At 74.0% G+C, this 16,460-nt stretch carries 16 protein-coding genes and 1 tRNA gene; 15 read left to right on the top strand and 2 right to left on the bottom strand.

The window, feature by feature from the left end:
• Positions 1-43: 43 nt before the first annotated feature.
• The 15 genes from BLR12_RS04360 to BLR12_RS04290 all read left to right on the top strand — a co-directional run bounded on the left by BLR12_RS04360 (position 44) and on the right by BLR12_RS04290 (position 14,644).
• Positions 44-1,327 (top strand): acetyl-CoA C-acetyltransferase, encoded by a 1,284-nt coding sequence (locus BLR12_RS04360; RefSeq protein WP_091374388.1) that lies wholly within the window; start codon positions 44-46, stop codon positions 1,325-1,327.
• Positions 1,328-1,378: 51 nt separating this feature from the next.
• Positions 1,379-2,719 (top strand): 3-oxoacyl-ACP reductase, encoded by a 1,341-nt coding sequence (locus tag BLR12_RS04355; RefSeq protein ID WP_091373848.1) that lies wholly within the window; start codon positions 1,379-1,381, stop codon positions 2,717-2,719.
• Positions 2,719-3,573 carry a MaoC family dehydratase gene (locus BLR12_RS04350; protein WP_091374385.1) on the top strand — a complete coding sequence of 285 codons (855 nt, stop codon included), beginning with the start codon at positions 2,719-2,721 and terminating at the stop codon, positions 3,571-3,573. The genes BLR12_RS04355 and BLR12_RS04350 overlap by 1 nt, the downstream gene beginning before the upstream one ends.
• A 102-nt stretch (positions 3,574-3,675) precedes the next feature.
• A complete protein-coding gene (locus BLR12_RS04345) occupies positions 3,676-5,424 on the top strand; it encodes a glycoside hydrolase family 2 protein (RefSeq protein WP_091373846.1) in 1,749 nt (582 codons plus the stop codon).
• Positions 5,425-5,551: 127 nt separating this feature from the next.
• Positions 5,552-7,087: an ABC transporter substrate-binding protein gene (locus tag BLR12_RS04340; protein WP_091373843.1), complete on the top strand. Its 1,536-nt coding sequence runs from the start codon at positions 5,552-5,554 to the stop codon at positions 7,085-7,087.
• Positions 7,084-8,025 (top strand): ABC transporter permease, encoded by a 942-nt coding sequence (locus tag BLR12_RS04335; RefSeq protein ID WP_091374384.1) that lies wholly within the window; start codon positions 7,084-7,086, stop codon positions 8,023-8,025. Before BLR12_RS04340 ends, BLR12_RS04335 begins: the two co-directional genes overlap by 4 nt.
• Before the next feature lie 22 nt (positions 8,026-8,047).
• Positions 8,048-8,989 carry an ABC transporter permease gene (locus tag BLR12_RS04330; protein WP_091373841.1) on the top strand — a complete coding sequence of 314 codons (942 nt, stop codon included), beginning with the start codon at positions 8,048-8,050 and terminating at the stop codon, positions 8,987-8,989.
• Positions 8,986-9,999 (top strand): ABC transporter ATP-binding protein, encoded by a 1,014-nt coding sequence (locus tag BLR12_RS04325; protein ID WP_091373838.1) that lies wholly within the window; start codon positions 8,986-8,988, stop codon positions 9,997-9,999. The genes BLR12_RS04330 and BLR12_RS04325 overlap by 4 nt, the downstream gene beginning before the upstream one ends.
• On the top strand, positions 9,992-11,032 hold the full coding sequence (locus BLR12_RS04320) for an ABC transporter ATP-binding protein (protein ID WP_091373835.1): 1,041 nt from the start codon (positions 9,992-9,994) through the stop codon (positions 11,030-11,032). The genes BLR12_RS04325 and BLR12_RS04320 overlap by 8 nt, the downstream gene beginning before the upstream one ends.
• A gap of 100 nt (positions 11,033-11,132) precedes the next feature.
• Entirely contained in the window at positions 11,133-11,546 is a 414-nt protein-coding gene (locus BLR12_RS04315; protein WP_091373833.1) for a TIGR03668 family PPOX class F420-dependent oxidoreductase, read from the top strand.
• Positions 11,547-11,558: 12 nt separating this feature from the next.
• Entirely contained in the window at positions 11,559-12,431 is an 873-nt protein-coding gene (locus BLR12_RS04310; RefSeq protein WP_091373830.1) for an LLM class flavin-dependent oxidoreductase, read from the top strand.
• A gap of 46 nt (positions 12,432-12,477) precedes the next feature.
• Positions 12,478-13,185: a class I SAM-dependent methyltransferase gene (locus tag BLR12_RS04305; protein ID WP_091373826.1), complete on the top strand. Its 708-nt coding sequence runs from the start codon at positions 12,478-12,480 to the stop codon at positions 13,183-13,185.
• A gap of 283 nt (positions 13,186-13,468) precedes the next feature.
• Positions 13,469-14,104, top strand: a complete 636-nt coding sequence (locus tag BLR12_RS04300) for a hypothetical protein (RefSeq protein ID WP_091373823.1) — start codon at positions 13,469-13,471, stop codon at positions 14,102-14,104.
• 172 nt (positions 14,105-14,276) lie between these two features.
• Complete coding sequence (locus tag BLR12_RS04295) at positions 14,277-14,516, top strand: hypothetical protein (RefSeq protein ID WP_091373818.1); 240 nt, start codon at positions 14,277-14,279, stop codon at positions 14,514-14,516.
• A 41-nt stretch (positions 14,517-14,557) separates the two neighbouring features.
• Positions 14,558-14,644 (top strand) — tRNA-Ser (locus BLR12_RS04290).
• Positions 14,645-14,664: 20 nt separating this feature from the next.
• On the opposite strand, the gene BLR12_RS04285 is transcribed toward BLR12_RS04290, so the two are convergent.
• Together BLR12_RS04285 and BLR12_RS04280 are read right to left on the bottom strand one after the other, a co-directional pair.
• Positions 14,665-14,943 (bottom strand): hypothetical protein, encoded by a 279-nt coding sequence (locus tag BLR12_RS04285; RefSeq protein WP_143018696.1) that lies wholly within the window; start codon positions 14,941-14,943, stop codon positions 14,665-14,667.
• 99 nt (positions 14,944-15,042) lie between these two features.
• Positions 15,043-16,443, bottom strand: coding sequence for an FAD-binding oxidoreductase (locus BLR12_RS04280; RefSeq protein WP_176832338.1), 1,401 nt, complete (start codon positions 16,441-16,443; stop codon positions 15,043-15,045).
• Positions 16,444-16,460 lie beyond the last annotated feature (17 nt).

Here is a 16,460-nt window from a genome sequence, read left to right as displayed (position 1 = left end):
CCGCGCCGTCGTCCACCCCCATCCAGTGATCCGGGAGGTCCTGATGGCCCCGCAGACCCGGAAGGCCGCGATCGTCGGCGGCAACCGCATCCCCTTCGCCCGCTCCAACTCCGCGTACGCGCAGGCGTCCAACCAGGACATGCTCACCGCGACGCTGGACGGGCTGGTCGCCCGGTTCGGGCTGCAGGGGGAGCGGGTCGGCGAGGTCGTCGCCGGCGCCGTCCTCAAGCACGCCCGCGACTTCAACCTGACCCGCGAGGCGGTGCTCGGCTCGCGCCTGTCGGCCGCCACCCCCGCGTACGACGTGCAGCAGGCCTGCGGCACCGGCCTGGAGGCCGCCATCCTGGTCGCCAACAAGATCGCCCTCGGGCAGGTCGAGTCCGGCATCGCCGGCGGCGTCGACACCACCTCCGACGCCCCGCTGGCCATCCACGACGAGATGCGTCGCGTCCTGATCGCGCTCAACGGCGCCAGGACGCTCCAGGACCGGCTCAAGGTCCTGGCGCGGATCCGCCCGGGCATGGTCGTCCCGGAGGCGCCGCGCAACGCCGAGCCGCGCACGGGCCTCTCGATGGGCGAGCACCAGGCGATCACCGCCAGGGAGTGGCAGGTCGGCCGCGAGGCGCAGGACGAGCTGACCGTCCGCTCGCACCGGAACCTCGCCGCCGCCTACGACCGCGGCTTCTTCGACGACCTGGTCACGCCGTTCCTCGGTCTCACCCGCGACGAGAACCTGCGGCCGGACACCTCGGTGGAGAAGCTCGCGCGGCTCGCGCCCGTGTTCGGCACGGGTGAGGGCGCCACCATGACCGCGGGCAACTCCACGCCGCTGTCCGACGGCGCCTCCGCCGTCCTGCTGGCCTCCGATGAGTGGGCCGCGGCGAAGGGCCTGCCGGTGCTGGCCCACCTCGTCGACGCGCAGACCGCCGCCGTGGACTACGTGCACGGCGGTGAGGGGTTGCTGATGGCCCCGGCGTACGCGGTGCCCGTGCTCCTGGCCCGCAACGGCCTCACGCTGCAGGACTTCGACTTCTACGAGGTCCACGAGGCGTTCGCCTCGACCGTGCTCGCGACGCTGAAGGCCTGGGAGGACCCGGGGTTCTGCAAGGAGCGGCTGGGCCTGGACGCCCCGCTGGGCGCCATCGACCGGGCCCGGCTCAACGTCAACGGCTCGTCGCTGGCGGCCGGGCACCCGTTCGCCGCGACCGGCGGCCGGATCGTCGCCTCGCTGGCCAAGCAGCTGCACGAGGCGGGCCCGGGCAAGCGCGGCCTCATCTCCATCTGCGCGGCCGGCGGCCAGGGCGTCGTCGCGATCCTCGAGTCCTGACCCCGACAGCCTTTATCGCGATAAAGGCACCCCTCGAACAGGAGTGCTCCCGTGAGTGACTGGTACCGCGACCTCGCCAACTCCGGCGTGGGCGCCACCCTCGTCCGGCAGCTCGGACTGCCCCGCCCGGCCGTGCTGCGCCGGTACGAGCCCGGCGCGCCGCTGCTGACCGGCCCGGCCGTCGTCGGCACCGCCGGCGAGGGCCGGCTGCAGAAGACCCTGACCCGCGTGCTCGAGGACGCCGGCGTCGCCGTGCTCCCGGCGGTCGACGCCGACGGCGAGCGCCTCGGCGCCGTGCTGCTCGACGCCACCGGCGTGACCGGTCCGGCCGACCTCGCCGCGGCGCGCGACCTGCTCGCGCCGGCGATCGGTCGGCTCGGCCCTTCCGGCCGGGTGCTGGTGCTGGCCGATCCGCCGGCCGACGCGGACTCCCCGGCGCAGGCCGCCGCCCGGCAGGCGCTGGAGGGGCTGGTCCGCTCGATCGCCAAGGAGCTGCGCGACGGCGGGACGGCGAACCTGCTCCTCGTACCCGGGGGTGCGGACGCCTCCGTCCCCGGCCCGGTGCGCTTCTTCCTCTCCGGGCGCTCGGCCTACGTCGACGGCCAGGTCGTCACGCTGACCGCCGCCGACGTGCCGGAGGATCAGGACGAGCTGCGCCCGCTGGCAGGGAAGGTCGCCGTCGTCACCGGTGCCGCGCGCGGCATCGGCGCGGCGATCGCGCGGGTGATGGCCCGCGACGGCGCGCACGTGGTCGCCGTCGACGTCCCGCCCGCCGGGCAGTCGCTGGCCGAGGTGGCCAACGAGGTCGGCGGGACGGCGTTCCAGCTCGACGTCACCGCGCCGGACGCCGCGGAGCGGCTGACCGCCCACCTGCGGGAGCGGCACGGTGGGGCCGACGTCGTCGTGCACAACGCCGGGATCACCCGCGACAAGCTGCTGGTCAACATGGACGCCGCCCGCTGGAACCCGGTGCTGGCGGTGAACCTGCAGGCGCAGCTCGACACCACCCAGGCACTGCTGGACAGCGACGTCCTCGGGTCCGGGGCCCGTGTCGTCTGCGTCAGCTCGCAGTCGGGCATCGCCGGCAACCGCGGGCAGACGAACTACGCGGCGTCCAAGGCGGGCGTGATCGGCATGGTCCGCGCGTGGGCGCCGGCGTTCGCCGAGCGCGGGGCGACGATCAACGCGGTGGCGCCGGGCTTCATCGTCACCGAGATGACTGCGAAGATGCCCTTCGGCACCCGCGAGATCGGCTCCCGGATCAACTCGCTCCAGCAGGGCGGCCTGCCGGTCGACGTCGCCGAGACGATCGCCTGGCTGTCGCAGCCCACCGCCGCCGGCGTGAACGGCCAGGTCGTGCGGGTGTGCGGCCAGTCGTTCCTGGGGGCGTGATGACCCGGGTGGAGCTGACGGAGACACCGTCGATGCGGGCACTGTTCGCCCGGGCCGCGGTCACCGCGCGCGGCCGGGGTGGCGACCTGCCGGACACGCGGCTGACCCGGACCGGCGTGCCGGTGGACCCGGCGCAGCTGGCCGCCTACGACCGGGTCTGCAGCTTCCCGCTCGCCGACACGCTGCCGCCGACGTACCCGCACGTCCTCGCGTTCCCGCTGCAGCTGGCCCTGATGAGCGACCGCTCCTTCCCGCTGGCGCTGCCCGGGCTGGTGCACGTGCGCAACCGCGTCGACGTGCTGCGCGCCGTCCGCGCCGACGAGGCCCTGGACCTGGAGGTGTGGGCCGAGCGGTTCGCCCGGCACCCACGCGGGGCGACGGTCGACCTGTGCGCGTCGGTGTCGGCCGGTGGCGCCGAGGTGTGGCGGTCGCGGTCGACGTACCTGGCGCGCGGGGCGACCGCGCCCGAGGGCGCGCCGGGGTCCGACCTCTCGGTGTCCGTCGGGGAGCTGGCCCGCCCGGTCGCCACCTGGCGGGTCCCGGACGACGCCGGACGCCGCTACGCGAGGGTCTCCGGCGACGTCAACCCGATCCACCTCTCCGGGCTGACCGCCAAGGCGTTCGGCTTCAAGCGGGCGATCGCGCACGGCATGTGGGTGAAGGCCCGGGCGCTCGCGGCGCTGACGGGCCGGCTGCCCGACGCGATGGTCGTGGACGTGGTGTTCAGGAAGCCGCTGTTCCTGCCCTCGACGGTCACCCTGTCCACGGCCCCGGCGGACGGCGGCTGGGACCTCGCCGTCCGCAACGCCACCACCGGCGCGGACCACCTGCTGGGGACGGTCCGCCCGCTGTAGCCGGGTGCTCGTCGGCGGGTGGCTGCCCGACACGCCGTCCGGGGCAGCCACCCGCCGACGTTCGACTGGAGGTCCGGCCCCGCTGTCCGGTGAGGTGGGTCCGTGGAGCACACGGACCCGACCGAGCACCCGCGGCCGCTGCTGCGCCGTCCCTGGACCTCGCTCGACGGCGAGTGGGAGTTCGCCGCCGACCCCGACCTCGCCGGCACCGTCGGCGGCATCGCGTTCGACCGCACCATCCGGGTGCCCTACGCCCCGGAGACCCCGGCCAGCGGCGTGCACTGGACCGGCCCGCTGAACCGCGCCTGGTACCGCCGCCGGCTGCCCGGCCGCGCCGGCGACCGTCGCACGGTCCTGCACCTCGGCGCCGTCGACCGGGTCTGCGACGTCTGGGTCGGCGGCGCGCACGTCGCCTCCCACGAGGGCGGCTACACCCCGTTCGGCATCGACGTCACCGACCACCTCGCCGACGACGGAGCGGACCTCGTGGTGCGGGCGGACGACGACCCGCTGGACCTCGAGGCGCCGCGCGGCAAGCAGGACTGGCGCGACGAGCCGCACGAGATCTGGTACCCGCGCACCACCGGCATCTGGCGCACGGCGTGGCTGGAGCAGGTGGCCGCACGGCACATCGCCGACGTCCAGTGGCGCGGGGACCCGCGCACGCTGCGGGTCGACGTCCGCGTGGAGCTCGCCGTCCCGGTGTCCGGCGCGCGGCTGCACCTGCGGCTGCGCACCGGCGAGCGGCTGCTGGCCGACGACGTGGTGCGCGTGGACGGCGCCGTGGTCGAGCGGACCCTGCAGGTGGGGGACGGCGGGTTCGACGACCGCCACCGCCTGCTCTGGCGGCCCGGCCCCGACCCGGCGCTGCTGGACGCCGAGCTGGCCCTGGTCGCCGAGGACGGCGAGGTGCTCGACGAGGTCGAGAGCTACACCGCACTGCGCTCGGTGGAGGTCGGCGACGGGCGGCTGCTGGTCGACGGCCGACCGGTGCCGCTGCGGCTGGTGCTCGACCAGGGCTACTGGCCCGGCACCGGCGCCACCCCGCCCGACGTGGCGGCGCTGCGCCGGGACCTCGAGCTCACCCGTGCGCTGGGCTTCACCGGCGCCCGCAAGCACCAGAAGACCGAGGACCCGCGCTACCTAGCGCTCGCCGACCGGATGGGGCTCGTCGTGTGGGCGGAGATGCCCTCGGCGTACCGGCCCGGGCCGACCGCGTCCGCGCGCCTGCTGCGGGAGTGGCCCGAGGTCGTCGCCGCCCACCGGGGTCACCCCAGCGTGGTCGCGTGGGTGCCGCTCAACGAGTCGTGGGGTGTCCAGGAGGCCGAGGTCGACCACCGGCAGCGCGGGTTGATCCGGGCCCTCGCGGCGGCGGCCGATGCGCTCGACGGCACCCGCCCGGTCTCGGCCAACGACGGCTGGGAGACCCTCGGCGGCGGCGTGCTGGGCATCCACGACTACGAGCAGGACCCCGCGGTGCTCGGCGAGCGCTACGCCACGGCCGCGGACCTCGAGCGGGTGGCCACGGGACGGCGTCCCGACGGGTACCTGGCCGACCTCGACCGCGCCGGCGTCGCAGGCCGGGCCGTCGTCCTGTCCGAGTTCGGCGGCGTGGCGCTGCGTGACCCGGCCGACGAGGGGTGGGGGTACGCCGACGCGACCTCACCGGAGGACCTGCTGGCGCGGTACCGCGAGCAGTGGGCCGCGGTGCACGGCAGCAGCGCGCTCGCCGGCGCCTGCTGGACGCAGCTGACCGACACGTACCAGGAGGTCAACGGGCTGCTCACCATGGGCCGCGTACCCAAGGCCGACCTCGAGGAGCTCCGCCGCGCCACCCTCGGCGAGGCCTGAGCACGAGGAGCCGATCTCGTCCCCGCCCTGGTCACGGCTGGGCAACGATCACCGTCCCGAACTGCGAGCCGGGACGGTCCGGGCCAGGGTCGGGGACGGACGCAGCCGCCCAGCACCGGAGGTCCCCGTGCGCAGCACCCGTTCCCTGCCCGTCGTCGTCGCCGGTGTCCTGCTGGTGAGTGCCTGTGGCGGAGGCGGGGAGAGCGTCGACACCGGAGCCGGCGGAGGCGGTGGCGGGGGTGGTGGCGACACGCTCGTCGCGGCGGTGTCCGCCCAGCCCGACCAGTTCGACCCGCACGTGACGACGGCCTACCCGAGCTTCCAGGTGCTGGAGAACGTCTACGACACCCTCGTCGTCCCGAACGCCGAGGACCTCACGATGGAGCCGAGCCTCGCCGAGAGCTGGGAGACCAGCGGGGACGGGCTGACCTGGACGTTCACGCTGCGCGACGGCGTCACCTTCCACGACGGCAGCGAGTTCGACGCAGCCGACGTCGTCTACTCCTACAACCGGATCATCGACGAGGAGCTGAGCAACTCGTTCCGGTTCCAGAACGTGGCCGACGTCACCGCACCCGACCCGCGGACCGTCGTCATCACGCTCTCCCAGCCGACGCCGAACCTGCTGGAGCGGATCGGTTCCTTCAAGGGGATGGCGATCCTGCCGGAGAACGCGGCCGACGAGCTCGACCTCACCACCGAGGCCAACGGCACCGGCCCCTTCCGGCTCGAGAGCTCCGACGCCAGCAGGACCGTGCTGACCGCCTACGAGGACCACTGGGGCGGGGCGGCCGGCGTCGGCGGGGTCGAGTTCCGCTACATCACCGAGCCGGCGGCGGCGCTGACCGCGCTGCAGAGCGGCGAGGTGCAGTGGACCGACAACGTGCCGCCGCAGCAGATCGAGTCGCTGACCGGCGACGACACCGTCGAGCTGCAGACGACGCCCAGCGTCGACTACTGGTACCTGTCCATGAACTACGCGCGGCCGCCCTTCGACGACCGCGACGTGCGGCGCGCGATCTCCTTCGCCATCGACCGCGAGGCGGTGGCCGAGGCCGCGTGGTTCGGGGCGGCCCAGCCGAACCAGACGGCGATCCCCGAGGACAGCTTCTTCCACACCGACTACGCGCCGTTCCAGCCCGACCCCGACCAGGCCCGTCAGCTGCTCGAACAGGCCGGCGTCCAGACGCCGCTGACGATGGGCCTGATGGTCACCGACGAGTTCCCGGAGACGGTGACCGCCGCACAGGTGATCGCCAGCCAGCTCGAGCCGATCGGGATCAACGTCGAGATCGAGACGCTGGACTTCGCCACCTGGCTGGACCGGCAGGGGCAGGGTGACTTCGACGCCTTCTACCTGGGCTGGCTGGGCAACCTCGACCCGGCGGCCTACTACCAGGAGCAGCACCAGACCGACGGCCCGAACAACTACCAGGGCTACAGCAACCCGCAGGTCGACCAGCTGCTCCAGCAGGGGGCCACGGAGACCGACGAGACCGCCCGCAAGCAGGTCTACGACCAGGCGGCCCAGCTCATCGTCGACGACGTCTCCTACCTGTACCTCTACAACCCCGACGTGGTGCAGGCGTGGGCGCCCGGGCTGTCCGGCTACCAGATCCGGGCGGACAAGGCGATCAACTTCGAGACCGTGGAGCTGCCCTGACCGGCTACCTCCTCCGCCGGGTCGGCCAGTCGCTCGTCGTCCTGGCGGGGGTGAGCGTCATCGTCTTCGGCCTGGTCCAGCTGGTGCCGGGCGACCCGATCCGGCTGGCCCTCGGCACGCGCTTCGACCAGGAGACCTACGACGCGCTCCTCGCGCGGTCCGGCCTGGGCCAGCCGCTGGTCACGCAGTACTTCGGCTGGGCGGGCCGGGCGCTCACCGGGGACCTCGGGGTCAGCTTCCGCAGTGGGGAGACGGTCACCTCGCTGATCGCCGAGCGGCTCCCCGCGACGCTCACCCTGGCGTTCGCCTCGATCCTGGTGGCGCTGCTCATCGCCGTCCCGCTGGGCACCCTGTCGGCGCTGCGGCCCCGATCGGTCGTCGACCGGGTCGCCACGGTGCTCAGCCAGATCGGCATCTCCGTGCCGGAGTTCTGGATGGCGATCGTGCTCATCCTGGTCTTCGCCGGGACGCTGGGTTGGCTGCCCTCGGGCGGCTACGTCCCGCTCACCGAGGACCCGGGCGGCTGGGCGCAGCGGCTCCTGCTGCCGGCGGTGGTCACCGGCGTGGTGTCCGGCTCGGTCATCACCCGGTTCGTGCGGTCCAGCGTGCTGGAGGCCCTCGGCGCCGACCACGTCCGGACGGCGCAGGCCAAGGGGCTGCCCACGCGGCAGATCTTCGCCTGGCACGTGCTGCGCAACGCGCTGCTGCCCCTGGTCACCGTCACCGGCGTGCAGCTGGCCTACCTGCTGTCCGGGGTGGTGGTGGTGGAGATCGTCTTCGCCTGGCCGGGGCTCGGCCAGCTCGCCCTGCAAGCGGTCCAGTCACGGGACTACCCGGTCCTCCAGGGGGCGATCCTGCTGTTCGCCGTGGTCTTCCTGCTGATCAACCTGGTGGTGGACCTGCTCTACACCGCCATCGACCCCCGGATCCGCCGGTGACACACAGCCGAGGCCTGCTGCGATGACCGGCGCACCGCTGCCCGAGCCGGCCGTCTCCCCGACGGCGACCGAGGCAGGCGTCCCCTCGACGGCGCGGACGTCACGGCCGCGGTGGCGGGAGACCCTCGTCCTGCTCGCCCGCAACCCGACCGCGGCGGTCGCGGCGACGGTCCTGCTGCTCATCGCCCTCATGGCCGTCTTCGACGAGACCCTGGCTCCCAGCGGCCCGAACGAGATCGCGGTCGAGGACCGGCTGCAGCCGCCGAGCCTCGAACACCCGTTCGGTACCGACGACCTGGGCCGGGACATCCTCAGCCGGGTCGTGCTGGGGGCGGCCGTCTCGCTGCGGGTGGGTTTCCTGGCGGTCGCCTTCGCGCTGGTCGTCGGCGCCCTCATCGGCCTGCTGGCCGGCTTCTACGGCTGCTGGGTGGACGACGTCCTGATGCGGTTCATGGACATCCTCTTCGCCTTCCCGGCGGTGCTGCTCGCGATCGCGGTGCTCGCCGTCCGCGGTCCCGGGTCGGGGAACACCGCCCTGGCGATCGGGATCGTCTACGTCCCCGTCTTCGCCCGGGTCACCCGCGCCAGCGTGCTCGGCGTCCGGGAGGAGGTGTACGTCCGCGCCTCGCGGTCGGTCGGCGCCTCGGACTGGCGGCTGCTCACGCGGCACGTGCTGCCCAACGCCGCGCCGCCGATCATCGTGCAGACCTCGGTCAGCCTGGCCTTCGCCGTCCTGGCCGAGGCGGCGCTGTCCTTCCTGGGGCTGGGCACCCAGCCGCCGAACCCGTCGTGGGGGCTGATGCTCGCCGAGGGCCGCGGCTTCATCGACCTGGCCTGGTGGCTGGCCTTCTTCCCGGGGATGGCGATCTTCCTGACCGTGCTGTGCTTCAACCTCCTCGGCGACGGGCTGCGCGACGTCCTCGACCCGCGGCAGCGGACCCTCATGGCCGGGAGCGGGCGGTGAGCGCTCCCCTGCTGGAGGTCGAGGACCTGCGGGTACGGCTGCGCACGCCGCGCGGGACGGCGCACGTGGTCAACGGGCTCGGCTACACCGTCGGGCGCGGTGAGACGGTCGCGGTCGTCGGGGAGTCCGGCAGCGGCAAGAGCGTCTCGGTCCTGGCCCTGCTCGGGCTGCTCCCCGCCCGGGTGGCGACGGTGACCGGAGCCGCGCGGCTGGACGGCGAGGACCTGCTCACCATGTCGCCCGAGCGGCTGCGCGAGGTGCGCGGCCCCGGCGTCGGGATGGTGTTCCAGGACCCGATGACCTCGCTGAACCCGGTCCTGACGATCGGCCGGCAACTGGTCGAGGGGATCCGCGCGCACGGCGAGGTGTCCAAGGCCGAGGCGCGGGAACGGGCGGCCGGGCTGCTGGCCGAGGTGGGCCTGCCCGACCCGCAGCGCGCGCTGGACCGCTACCCGCACGAGCTCTCCGGCGGCATGCGCCAGCGGGTGGTCATCGCGATCGCGCTGAGCAACAACCCCTCGCTGCTCATCGCCGACGAGGCCACCACGGCCCTCGACGTCACCGTGCAGGCGCAGATCCTCGACCTGGTCGCGGAGCTGCAGGCCGAGCACGGCACCGGCGTCATCTGGATCACCCACGACCTCGGCGTCGTCGCCGGCATCGCCGACCGGGTGCTGGTCATGTACGGCGGCCGCTGCGTGGAGGACGGCACGGTGGACGACGTCCTGGAGCGGCCGGCGCACCCCTACACCCGCGGTCTGCTCGGCGCGCTCCCCGATCTCGCCACCTCGGACGACGGCGACCTCGCCACGGTGCCCGGGGTGCCGCCGGCGCCGACCGACCTGCCTCCGGGCTGCGTGTTCTGGCCGCGCTGCCCGGTGCGCTCGGACCCGCGGTGCGCGACCGAGCAGCCGCCGCTCGCCATCGTCCCGACCAGCCATCGCGATATTGGCGGTGGTGGGCTGGTGCACCGGGCGGCGACGTGGTGCGAGGAGGGGTCTCGTGGCTGACGACGACGTGCTGGTCTCCGCGCGCGGGCTGGAGGTGCACTTCCCGATCCGCTCGGGCGGGATGCTGCGGCGGACGACCGGTGCGGTCCGCGCGGTCGACGGCGTGGACCTCGACATCCGCCGCGGGGAGACCCTCGGGCTGGTCGGGGAGTCCGGCTGCGGCAAGTCGACGCTGGGCAACGCGCTGCTGCGGCTGGTTGTGCCGACCGGCGGCTCGGTCACCTTCGACGGCACCGACGTCACCGGGCTGGACCGCCGTGCCCTGCGGGCGCTGCGCCGGCGGGCCGGGATGGTGTTCCAGGACCCGTTCGCCTCGCTGGACCCGCGCCGGACCGTGCGGCAGACGGTGTCCGAGCCGCTGGAGGTGCACGGCCTGCGGTCGGGACGACGGGAGCGCGGCGAGCGGATCGCCGAGCTGCTGGAGCTGGTCGGGCTCGACCCGGCGGTGGCCGACCGCTACCCGCACGAGTTCTCCGGCGGGCAGCGGCAGCGGGTCGGGATCGCCCGGGCGCTGGCCGGCGAGCCGGACTTCCTGGTCTGCGACGAGGCGATCGCCTCGCTCGACGTCAGCGTGCAGGCGCAGGTGCTCAACCTGCTGCGCCGCCTGCAGCGCCGGCTCGGCCTCACGCTGCTGTTCATCTCCCACGACCTGTCCGCCGTCCGGCACGTCTCGGACCGGATCGCGGTGATGTACCTCGGGCGGGTCGTCGAGGTGGGCCCGGCCGCCGCGGTCGGCGCGGACCCGCAGATGCCCTACACGCAGGCGCTGCTGTCGGCGGTGCCCGTGCCGCACCCGTCGCTGGAGCGGACGCGGCAGCGGATCGTGCTGCGTGGCGACGTCCCCTCGCCGGCCGCCGTCCCCAGCGGCTGCCGGTTCCGGACCCGGTGCCCGTACGCGTTCGAGCCCTGCCCGGACGTCGACCCCGCGCTGCAGCCGGTCGGCGCGCCGGGGCAGCTCGCCGCCTGCCACCTGCACGGCGTCGTCGGCCGCCCCGTGCGGCGGGCCGAGGAGGCCGTGCCCGCCGCCGAGTGAGCAGTCGTCGCCGGCCGCACCGGCGTGTCCGCGCGTGTCGGCGACCGCAACTGCACTGTCGCGCTTCCTCGACGGCCGCCGTCCCTGGTAGGACTGCCGGGTGCAGACGGCCGAACTGCGCAGGCGCTTCGCCTCCAGCGCAGTCGCCCGTCTGGCGACCGTCCGGCCGGACGGCGCGCCGCACCTGGTCCCCGTGGTCTTCGCGCTCGCCGAGAGCACCGTCTACTCGGCGGTCGACGCCAAGCCCAAGCGCTCGACGCGCCTGCAGCGGCTGACGAACGTCCGGGCCGAACCCCGCTGCGCGCTGCTCGTCGACCACTACGAGGACGACTGGTCGCGCCTGTGGTGGGTGCGGGCGGACGGCACGGCCGCAGTGGTCGACGAGCCCCCGGCCACGCACCCGGGCCTGGCCGCGCTCGCGCAGCGGTACCCCCGGTACCGGGAGGAGCCCCCGACCGGGCCGCTGCTCGTCGTCACGGTCCGGCAGTGGAGTGGTTGGTCGAGCACGTCCTAGGAGGAGACCGGCATGGAGATCGGCATCGGCGTCCCGAACAGCGTCCGCGGCACCACGGGTGCCCAGCTGCTGGAGTGGGCGAGACGAGCGGACGCGGCGGGCTTCTCCAGCCTGGCCTCGATCGGCGCGGTCTCCTACCCGGCCTACGAGGAGCTGACCGTCTTCGCCGCCGCCGGAGCGGTGACCGAGCGCATCAGGTTCCTGCCCAACGTGCTGATCGCGCCCGCGCGCAGCACCGCCGAGCTGGCCAAGCAGGCGGCCACCGTGCAGGAGCTGACCGGCGGGCGGCTGACGCTCGGTCTGGGTGTCGGCTGGCGGGAGGCCGATTACACGCTGACCGGCCGCGACTTCGCCGGCCGCGGCGAGGCGTTCGACCGGCAGCTCGCCGACCTGCGACGGGCCTGGGCGGGCGAGGCCCTCGCCGACGGCACCCGGCCGGTGGCGCCGGAGACCGGCCACCCCGGGGTGCCGATCCTCGTGGGCGGCAACACCGAGGCGGCCGTCCGCCGGACGGTCGAGCACGGCATCGGCTGGACGGCGGGGGGCCTCCCGCCGGAGATGGTCGCGCCCTTCCTCGAGCGGGTCCGCGCCGCGTGGGCGGCGGCCGGGCGGGAGGGCTCGCCCCGGTTCGTCGCGCTCAACTACTTCTCCCTCGGGGACACCGAGGAGCAGTCCCGCGCCTACCTGCTCGACTACTACGCACCCATGGGGCGGGAGACCGCCGAGATGATCGCCGGCAGTGCGCACCGGTCGCCGGAAGCCGTGCGGGACGCCGCGGCGGCGTTCGCCGAGATCGGCGTCGACGAGCTCGTCCTCGACCCGACCGTCCCCGACCCCGGCCAGGTCGACCTGCTGGCCGAGGCCGTCCTCCCGGCTCCGTCCTGAGGTGCTGACCTGCGGGACGACGGGCGGGGTGTGCCAGGCTGGCCCGATGGCGGAGGTCGAGCAGAAGAGTGGCCGGCGGACGGCGGCGCACGGGTTCTACGAGGGGCACAGCGTGCACGCCGCACCGGGCGTGCACGAGTACGCCGTCGAGCTGGTGCGCGCGGCGCTGCCCGGCGGCGGCCGGGTGCTCGAGGTCGGTGCCGGCTGCGGCGCGCTGGCCCTGCGGCTGCGGCACGCCGGCTTCGACGTCGTCCCCACCGACCTGGACCCGCCGCACGACTGGATCCACCGGCTCGACCTGGACGACCCGGAGTGGACCGACGAGACCCGCGGGCCGTTCGACATGGTGGTGTGCGTCGAGACGCTGGAGCACGTGGAGAACCCACGGCAGGTGCTGCGCTCGATCCGCTCGCTGCTGCGCCCCGGGGACAAGCTGCTGGTCAGCACGCCGAACGTGACCCACCCGCACTCGCGGCTGAAGATGTTCCTCCGCGGCGCGCCGTTCATCTTCGGCCCCCGGCACTACCACGAGCCCGGGCACATCACGATCCTCCCGGACTGGATGCTCACCGAGCACGTGCGGCTGGCCGGCTTCGACCGCATCGAGGTCACCCGCGGCGGGGACACCTTCTACACCGGCGCGACCCGGCTGGCCTACCGGGTGGAGATGGCGCTGCTCGGGCTCATCGGCCTGCGGAAGCGGGCGCAGCACGGCGAGGGGATCTGCACGTTCGTCACCGCCGTCGCGGTCTGACACGCCGGCCGCGCGGCGTGTCCATCGGGGGTGACCGGCCGGTCCGCGGGCGCGTCCACGCTCGGGACGGTCGACATGTGGCCGCTCGCCGGGGCGGGTCACCGTGGCCGTTGGGACGGTTGGCAACGATTCGGCGTCGCGGGTGCAAGGGCCCGTCGCGCGCCCCCCGGCGCAGCGACGTCCGGCACCTATCGTTCTCGTACCGCCGCCGGTCCTCCGGCGGTGCACGGGAACCGTCGCCCTTCCCCGGTGGCGGCCCGTTGTCGGGGGAGGTAGGTGACCGGTGAGCATCGTGGGCACCCGGTTCAGCGAGGTGGTCCTGGGCGGTGTCGTCCGCCAGGGCTGGTGGCTGGTCGTCGAGGAGGACGACGGGCCCGGGCTGGTGCTGGCCGGTCCCTTCGGTGACCGGGACGAGGCCGTGTGGGCCGCCGAGGACCTCGAGGACGGTCCGGCCGGCGTCCACCCGGTGTACGGCGTCCGCCGTGCCGACGGCGCGCTGCGCCGCCGCTCGTCGCCGCAGGAGCGCTCCTGGTGGTCCTTCCTCGGCGAGCAGGTCGACCGGCTGCCCGAGGGCTGGGACGCCGACATGGACGACGAGCACCCGCTGCCCGGCCTGGTGATCGAGGTCGTCGGGGTGCTGGCCGAGGCCGGGCTGTTCCTCTACGACCCCACCGGCGCGGACGGGGAGCTCGGCGGGGTCTGCCTGACCCCCGAGGTGGCGCTGGACGGCGTCGTCGTGAGCTGGCGGCAGCACGACCGGATGAGCCTGGACCAGCTGCACGGGGCCGCCGCAGACGCGCTGGTGCAGCAGGTGATGAACCGGGCCCTGGCCGAGGTGCTGGCCGCGCGCGGCTTCACGGTCGACCCGCTGGGCGGCGCCTGCGTCGTCCGCGAGGGGGAGCCGGCCGAGCAGGCCTGACCCTGGTGCCGGTGGACGAGTCCCGGGCCTCCTGACCAGCTGCCGATCATGGGGTTCTCACCCGCAGACGCGCGGCGACCTGGCGTGGGCGCGCACCGGCCCCATGATCAACACGGCGGGCGTGGCGCCCCGGACGCCGGGGAGTCGCGCCGCAGCGGGCTAGCGTGGTGCCGTGGCCGCCACCCCGTTCCGTCCGCCGTGGTTCGGCAACCGAGGGGTCCAGGTGCTCGCCGGTGGCGCCCTCGTCTACAGCCTCGTGCAGCTGGTGGCGCAGCTCGCCGGCGCCGACTGGGGTGCGGCCTTCCTCAGCTTCGCCTGGAGCGTGCTGTTCGGCTACGTGCTGGTCGAGTCGCTGCGCTTCCGACGGGAGCAGGAGGCCGAGCGCGACGAGCCGGCGGAGCCCGGCGACTGAGCCGTCACGCTCCTGCGCTGCGGGATAGCCTCGACCCGCCAGGAGGGCTCGCCTAGTGGCCGATGGCGGCGGTCTTGAAAACCGCTATGGGGTCAAACCCATCGTGGGTTCGAATCCCACGCCCTCCGCTCTGAGCAGGGGTTCTGCGCTACCCGAGCAGCTCTGGCGAGGGGTGTCCGGCGCTGCAGGTCGCTCGCGTGCCCGCGGCGAGGCGTCCCAGGCGGGCCGCGACCTCGGCGTCGCGCCGCTCGGCCGCGTGCTGGTGGGTCATCGCCGCGCGGGACGACGAGTGGCCGGCACGTCGCACGACCTCGGCCAGGTCCGCCCCGCTCTGGGATCCCCACCCTCGAGAGCTCGCACCCTCTTCGGCGATCCCGGCCATGACCAGCAGCGATGCCCAGCAGGCCACCGGAGCCGGTGAGAGCACCTCATCAGGTCCTCAGCTCGCCGAGGAGCTTCGTGCGGACGCGAGTCGGTGGCGCTGAGTGGTGGGCGGTGCACCATCGAGGGGCGTCTGCCCCGGCCGTCAGGCCGCGGGGGACATGTTCCGAGCCAGGTCCCGGTGGTGGGCGTACCAGTCGCTGTGGAACAGCTCACCCGGGTCGTATCGACGCTTGAGCGCGAGGAACTGCGGGAACTGCGGGTAGCAGGCCAGCAACTGTTCGCGTCCTGCCCACCGGTGGTACGTCAGGTAGTAGCTGCCGTCGCGTTCGACGGCGAGGTCGATCAGACGCCGGAACGCCGTTGCCGAACGCTCGATGCCCGCGGGTGTGTGCGGTGTGTGCAGGTTGAACACCACGCAGGCGTACGCCTGCCGCGCCCAGGGCAGGTAGGTGTCCGGGTCTGCCTCGGTGAAGCGCACGGTGCCGTAGACGAGGTCTGCGTCGACCTGCCGGAGCTCCTCCGCGGCAGCCCCCATGAAATCCGCCAGCCGGTGCCGGGGTACGTACACCTCGGTGATCATCTCCGTGCCGGGTCGGACCGCGCCCAGTCGGCGGTCCAGCGCCTGGTGGTAGTCGTCCAGGTACACCGCGAGTTGGTGGGTGTCCGACCAGTAGAGCTGACCCGACGTGGCGAGGTAGTGCCGCGCGTAGCGGTCGAATGCGCGGCTCTTGTCCTCGTGGGCCAGCACCAGCAGGTCCTGCCAGTCGTCCGGACGGAGCGCCAGCTGCCCTTCCGGGATCGGCCGGTCGGCCTCGACCGGGCGATGGCAGGAGAACACCCCCCGGCGGAGGAAGTCCGGCGAGTCCGGGTCGATGGCGAACTGGAAGTCGCCGTAGCGGAACCCGGCCCTCACCCGCCCGTGGACGGCATCGACCAGGTCGTCCACGGTGGTGATCTCGACGATCCGTTGCAGCACCTGCCTGCGTGCCAGCCGGAGCGTGACCGAGTAGACCGCGCCGAAGAGCCCGTAGCCGCCGACCACGAGGGAGAACAACTCGCGGTTGCACGTCCGGCTGCAGGTGAGGACCGAGCCGTCCACCGTCACGACGCGCAGCTCCTCCACGTCGGACGCGATCGGGCCCATCGTCAGTCCGCGCCCGTGACAGTTGGCCGACACCGACCCGCCGACCGTGAACCGGTTGGCCCCGGTCTGCTTCTGCGCGATGGTCCACTGCCCGCTTCCACCCGCCTGCTGCGCGGTCTGGAGCTGGTCGACGAGCTCGGGCCACTGGATCCCCGCCTCCACCTCCACCAGGCCACGTTGCCGGTCCACGTGCAGCACCCGGGACATGCCACGGGTGTCCACCACGGTGCCGCCGGTCGCGAACTGCTGGCCGCCCATCGCGTGCCGCCCGCCGGCCACGCTGATCCGCCCGCCGCGCGCCCCGGACACCGCGGCGCGCAGGGCGTGCAGCGAACCCACCGGGAGCAGCGCCGCAGGGCGGGTGGGGTTGAGCCGGGAGTGGACGTCGTTGATGATCACTGCTGCTGTCCCCCGGA

This window comes from Geodermatophilus sp. DSM 45219, assembly GCF_900104025.1.
Taxonomy (GTDB): domain Bacteria; phylum Actinomycetota; class Actinomycetes; order Mycobacteriales; family Geodermatophilaceae; genus Geodermatophilus.
This window is presented reverse-complemented; position numbering and strand designations above follow the sequence as displayed.

What these genes read in the sequence shown, in the direction of transcription:
- BLR12_RS04360 (WP_091374388.1), top strand. Translation starts at nt 44, where the DNA reads ATGGCCCCGCAGACCCGGAAGGCCGCGATCGTCGGCGGCAACCGCATC.
- BLR12_RS04350 (WP_091374385.1), top strand. Translation starts at nt 2,719, where the DNA reads ATGACCCGGGTGGAGCTGACGGAGACACCGTCGATGCGGGCACTGTTC.
- BLR12_RS04330 (WP_091373841.1), top strand. Translation starts at nt 8,048, where the DNA reads ATGACCGGCGCACCGCTGCCCGAGCCGGCCGTCTCCCCGACGGCGACC.
- BLR12_RS04310 (WP_091373830.1), top strand. Translation starts at nt 11,559, where the DNA reads ATGGAGATCGGCATCGGCGTCCCGAACAGCGTCCGCGGCACCACGGGT.
- BLR12_RS04305 (WP_091373826.1), top strand. Translation starts at nt 12,478, where the DNA reads ATGGCGGAGGTCGAGCAGAAGAGTGGCCGGCGGACGGCGGCGCACGGG.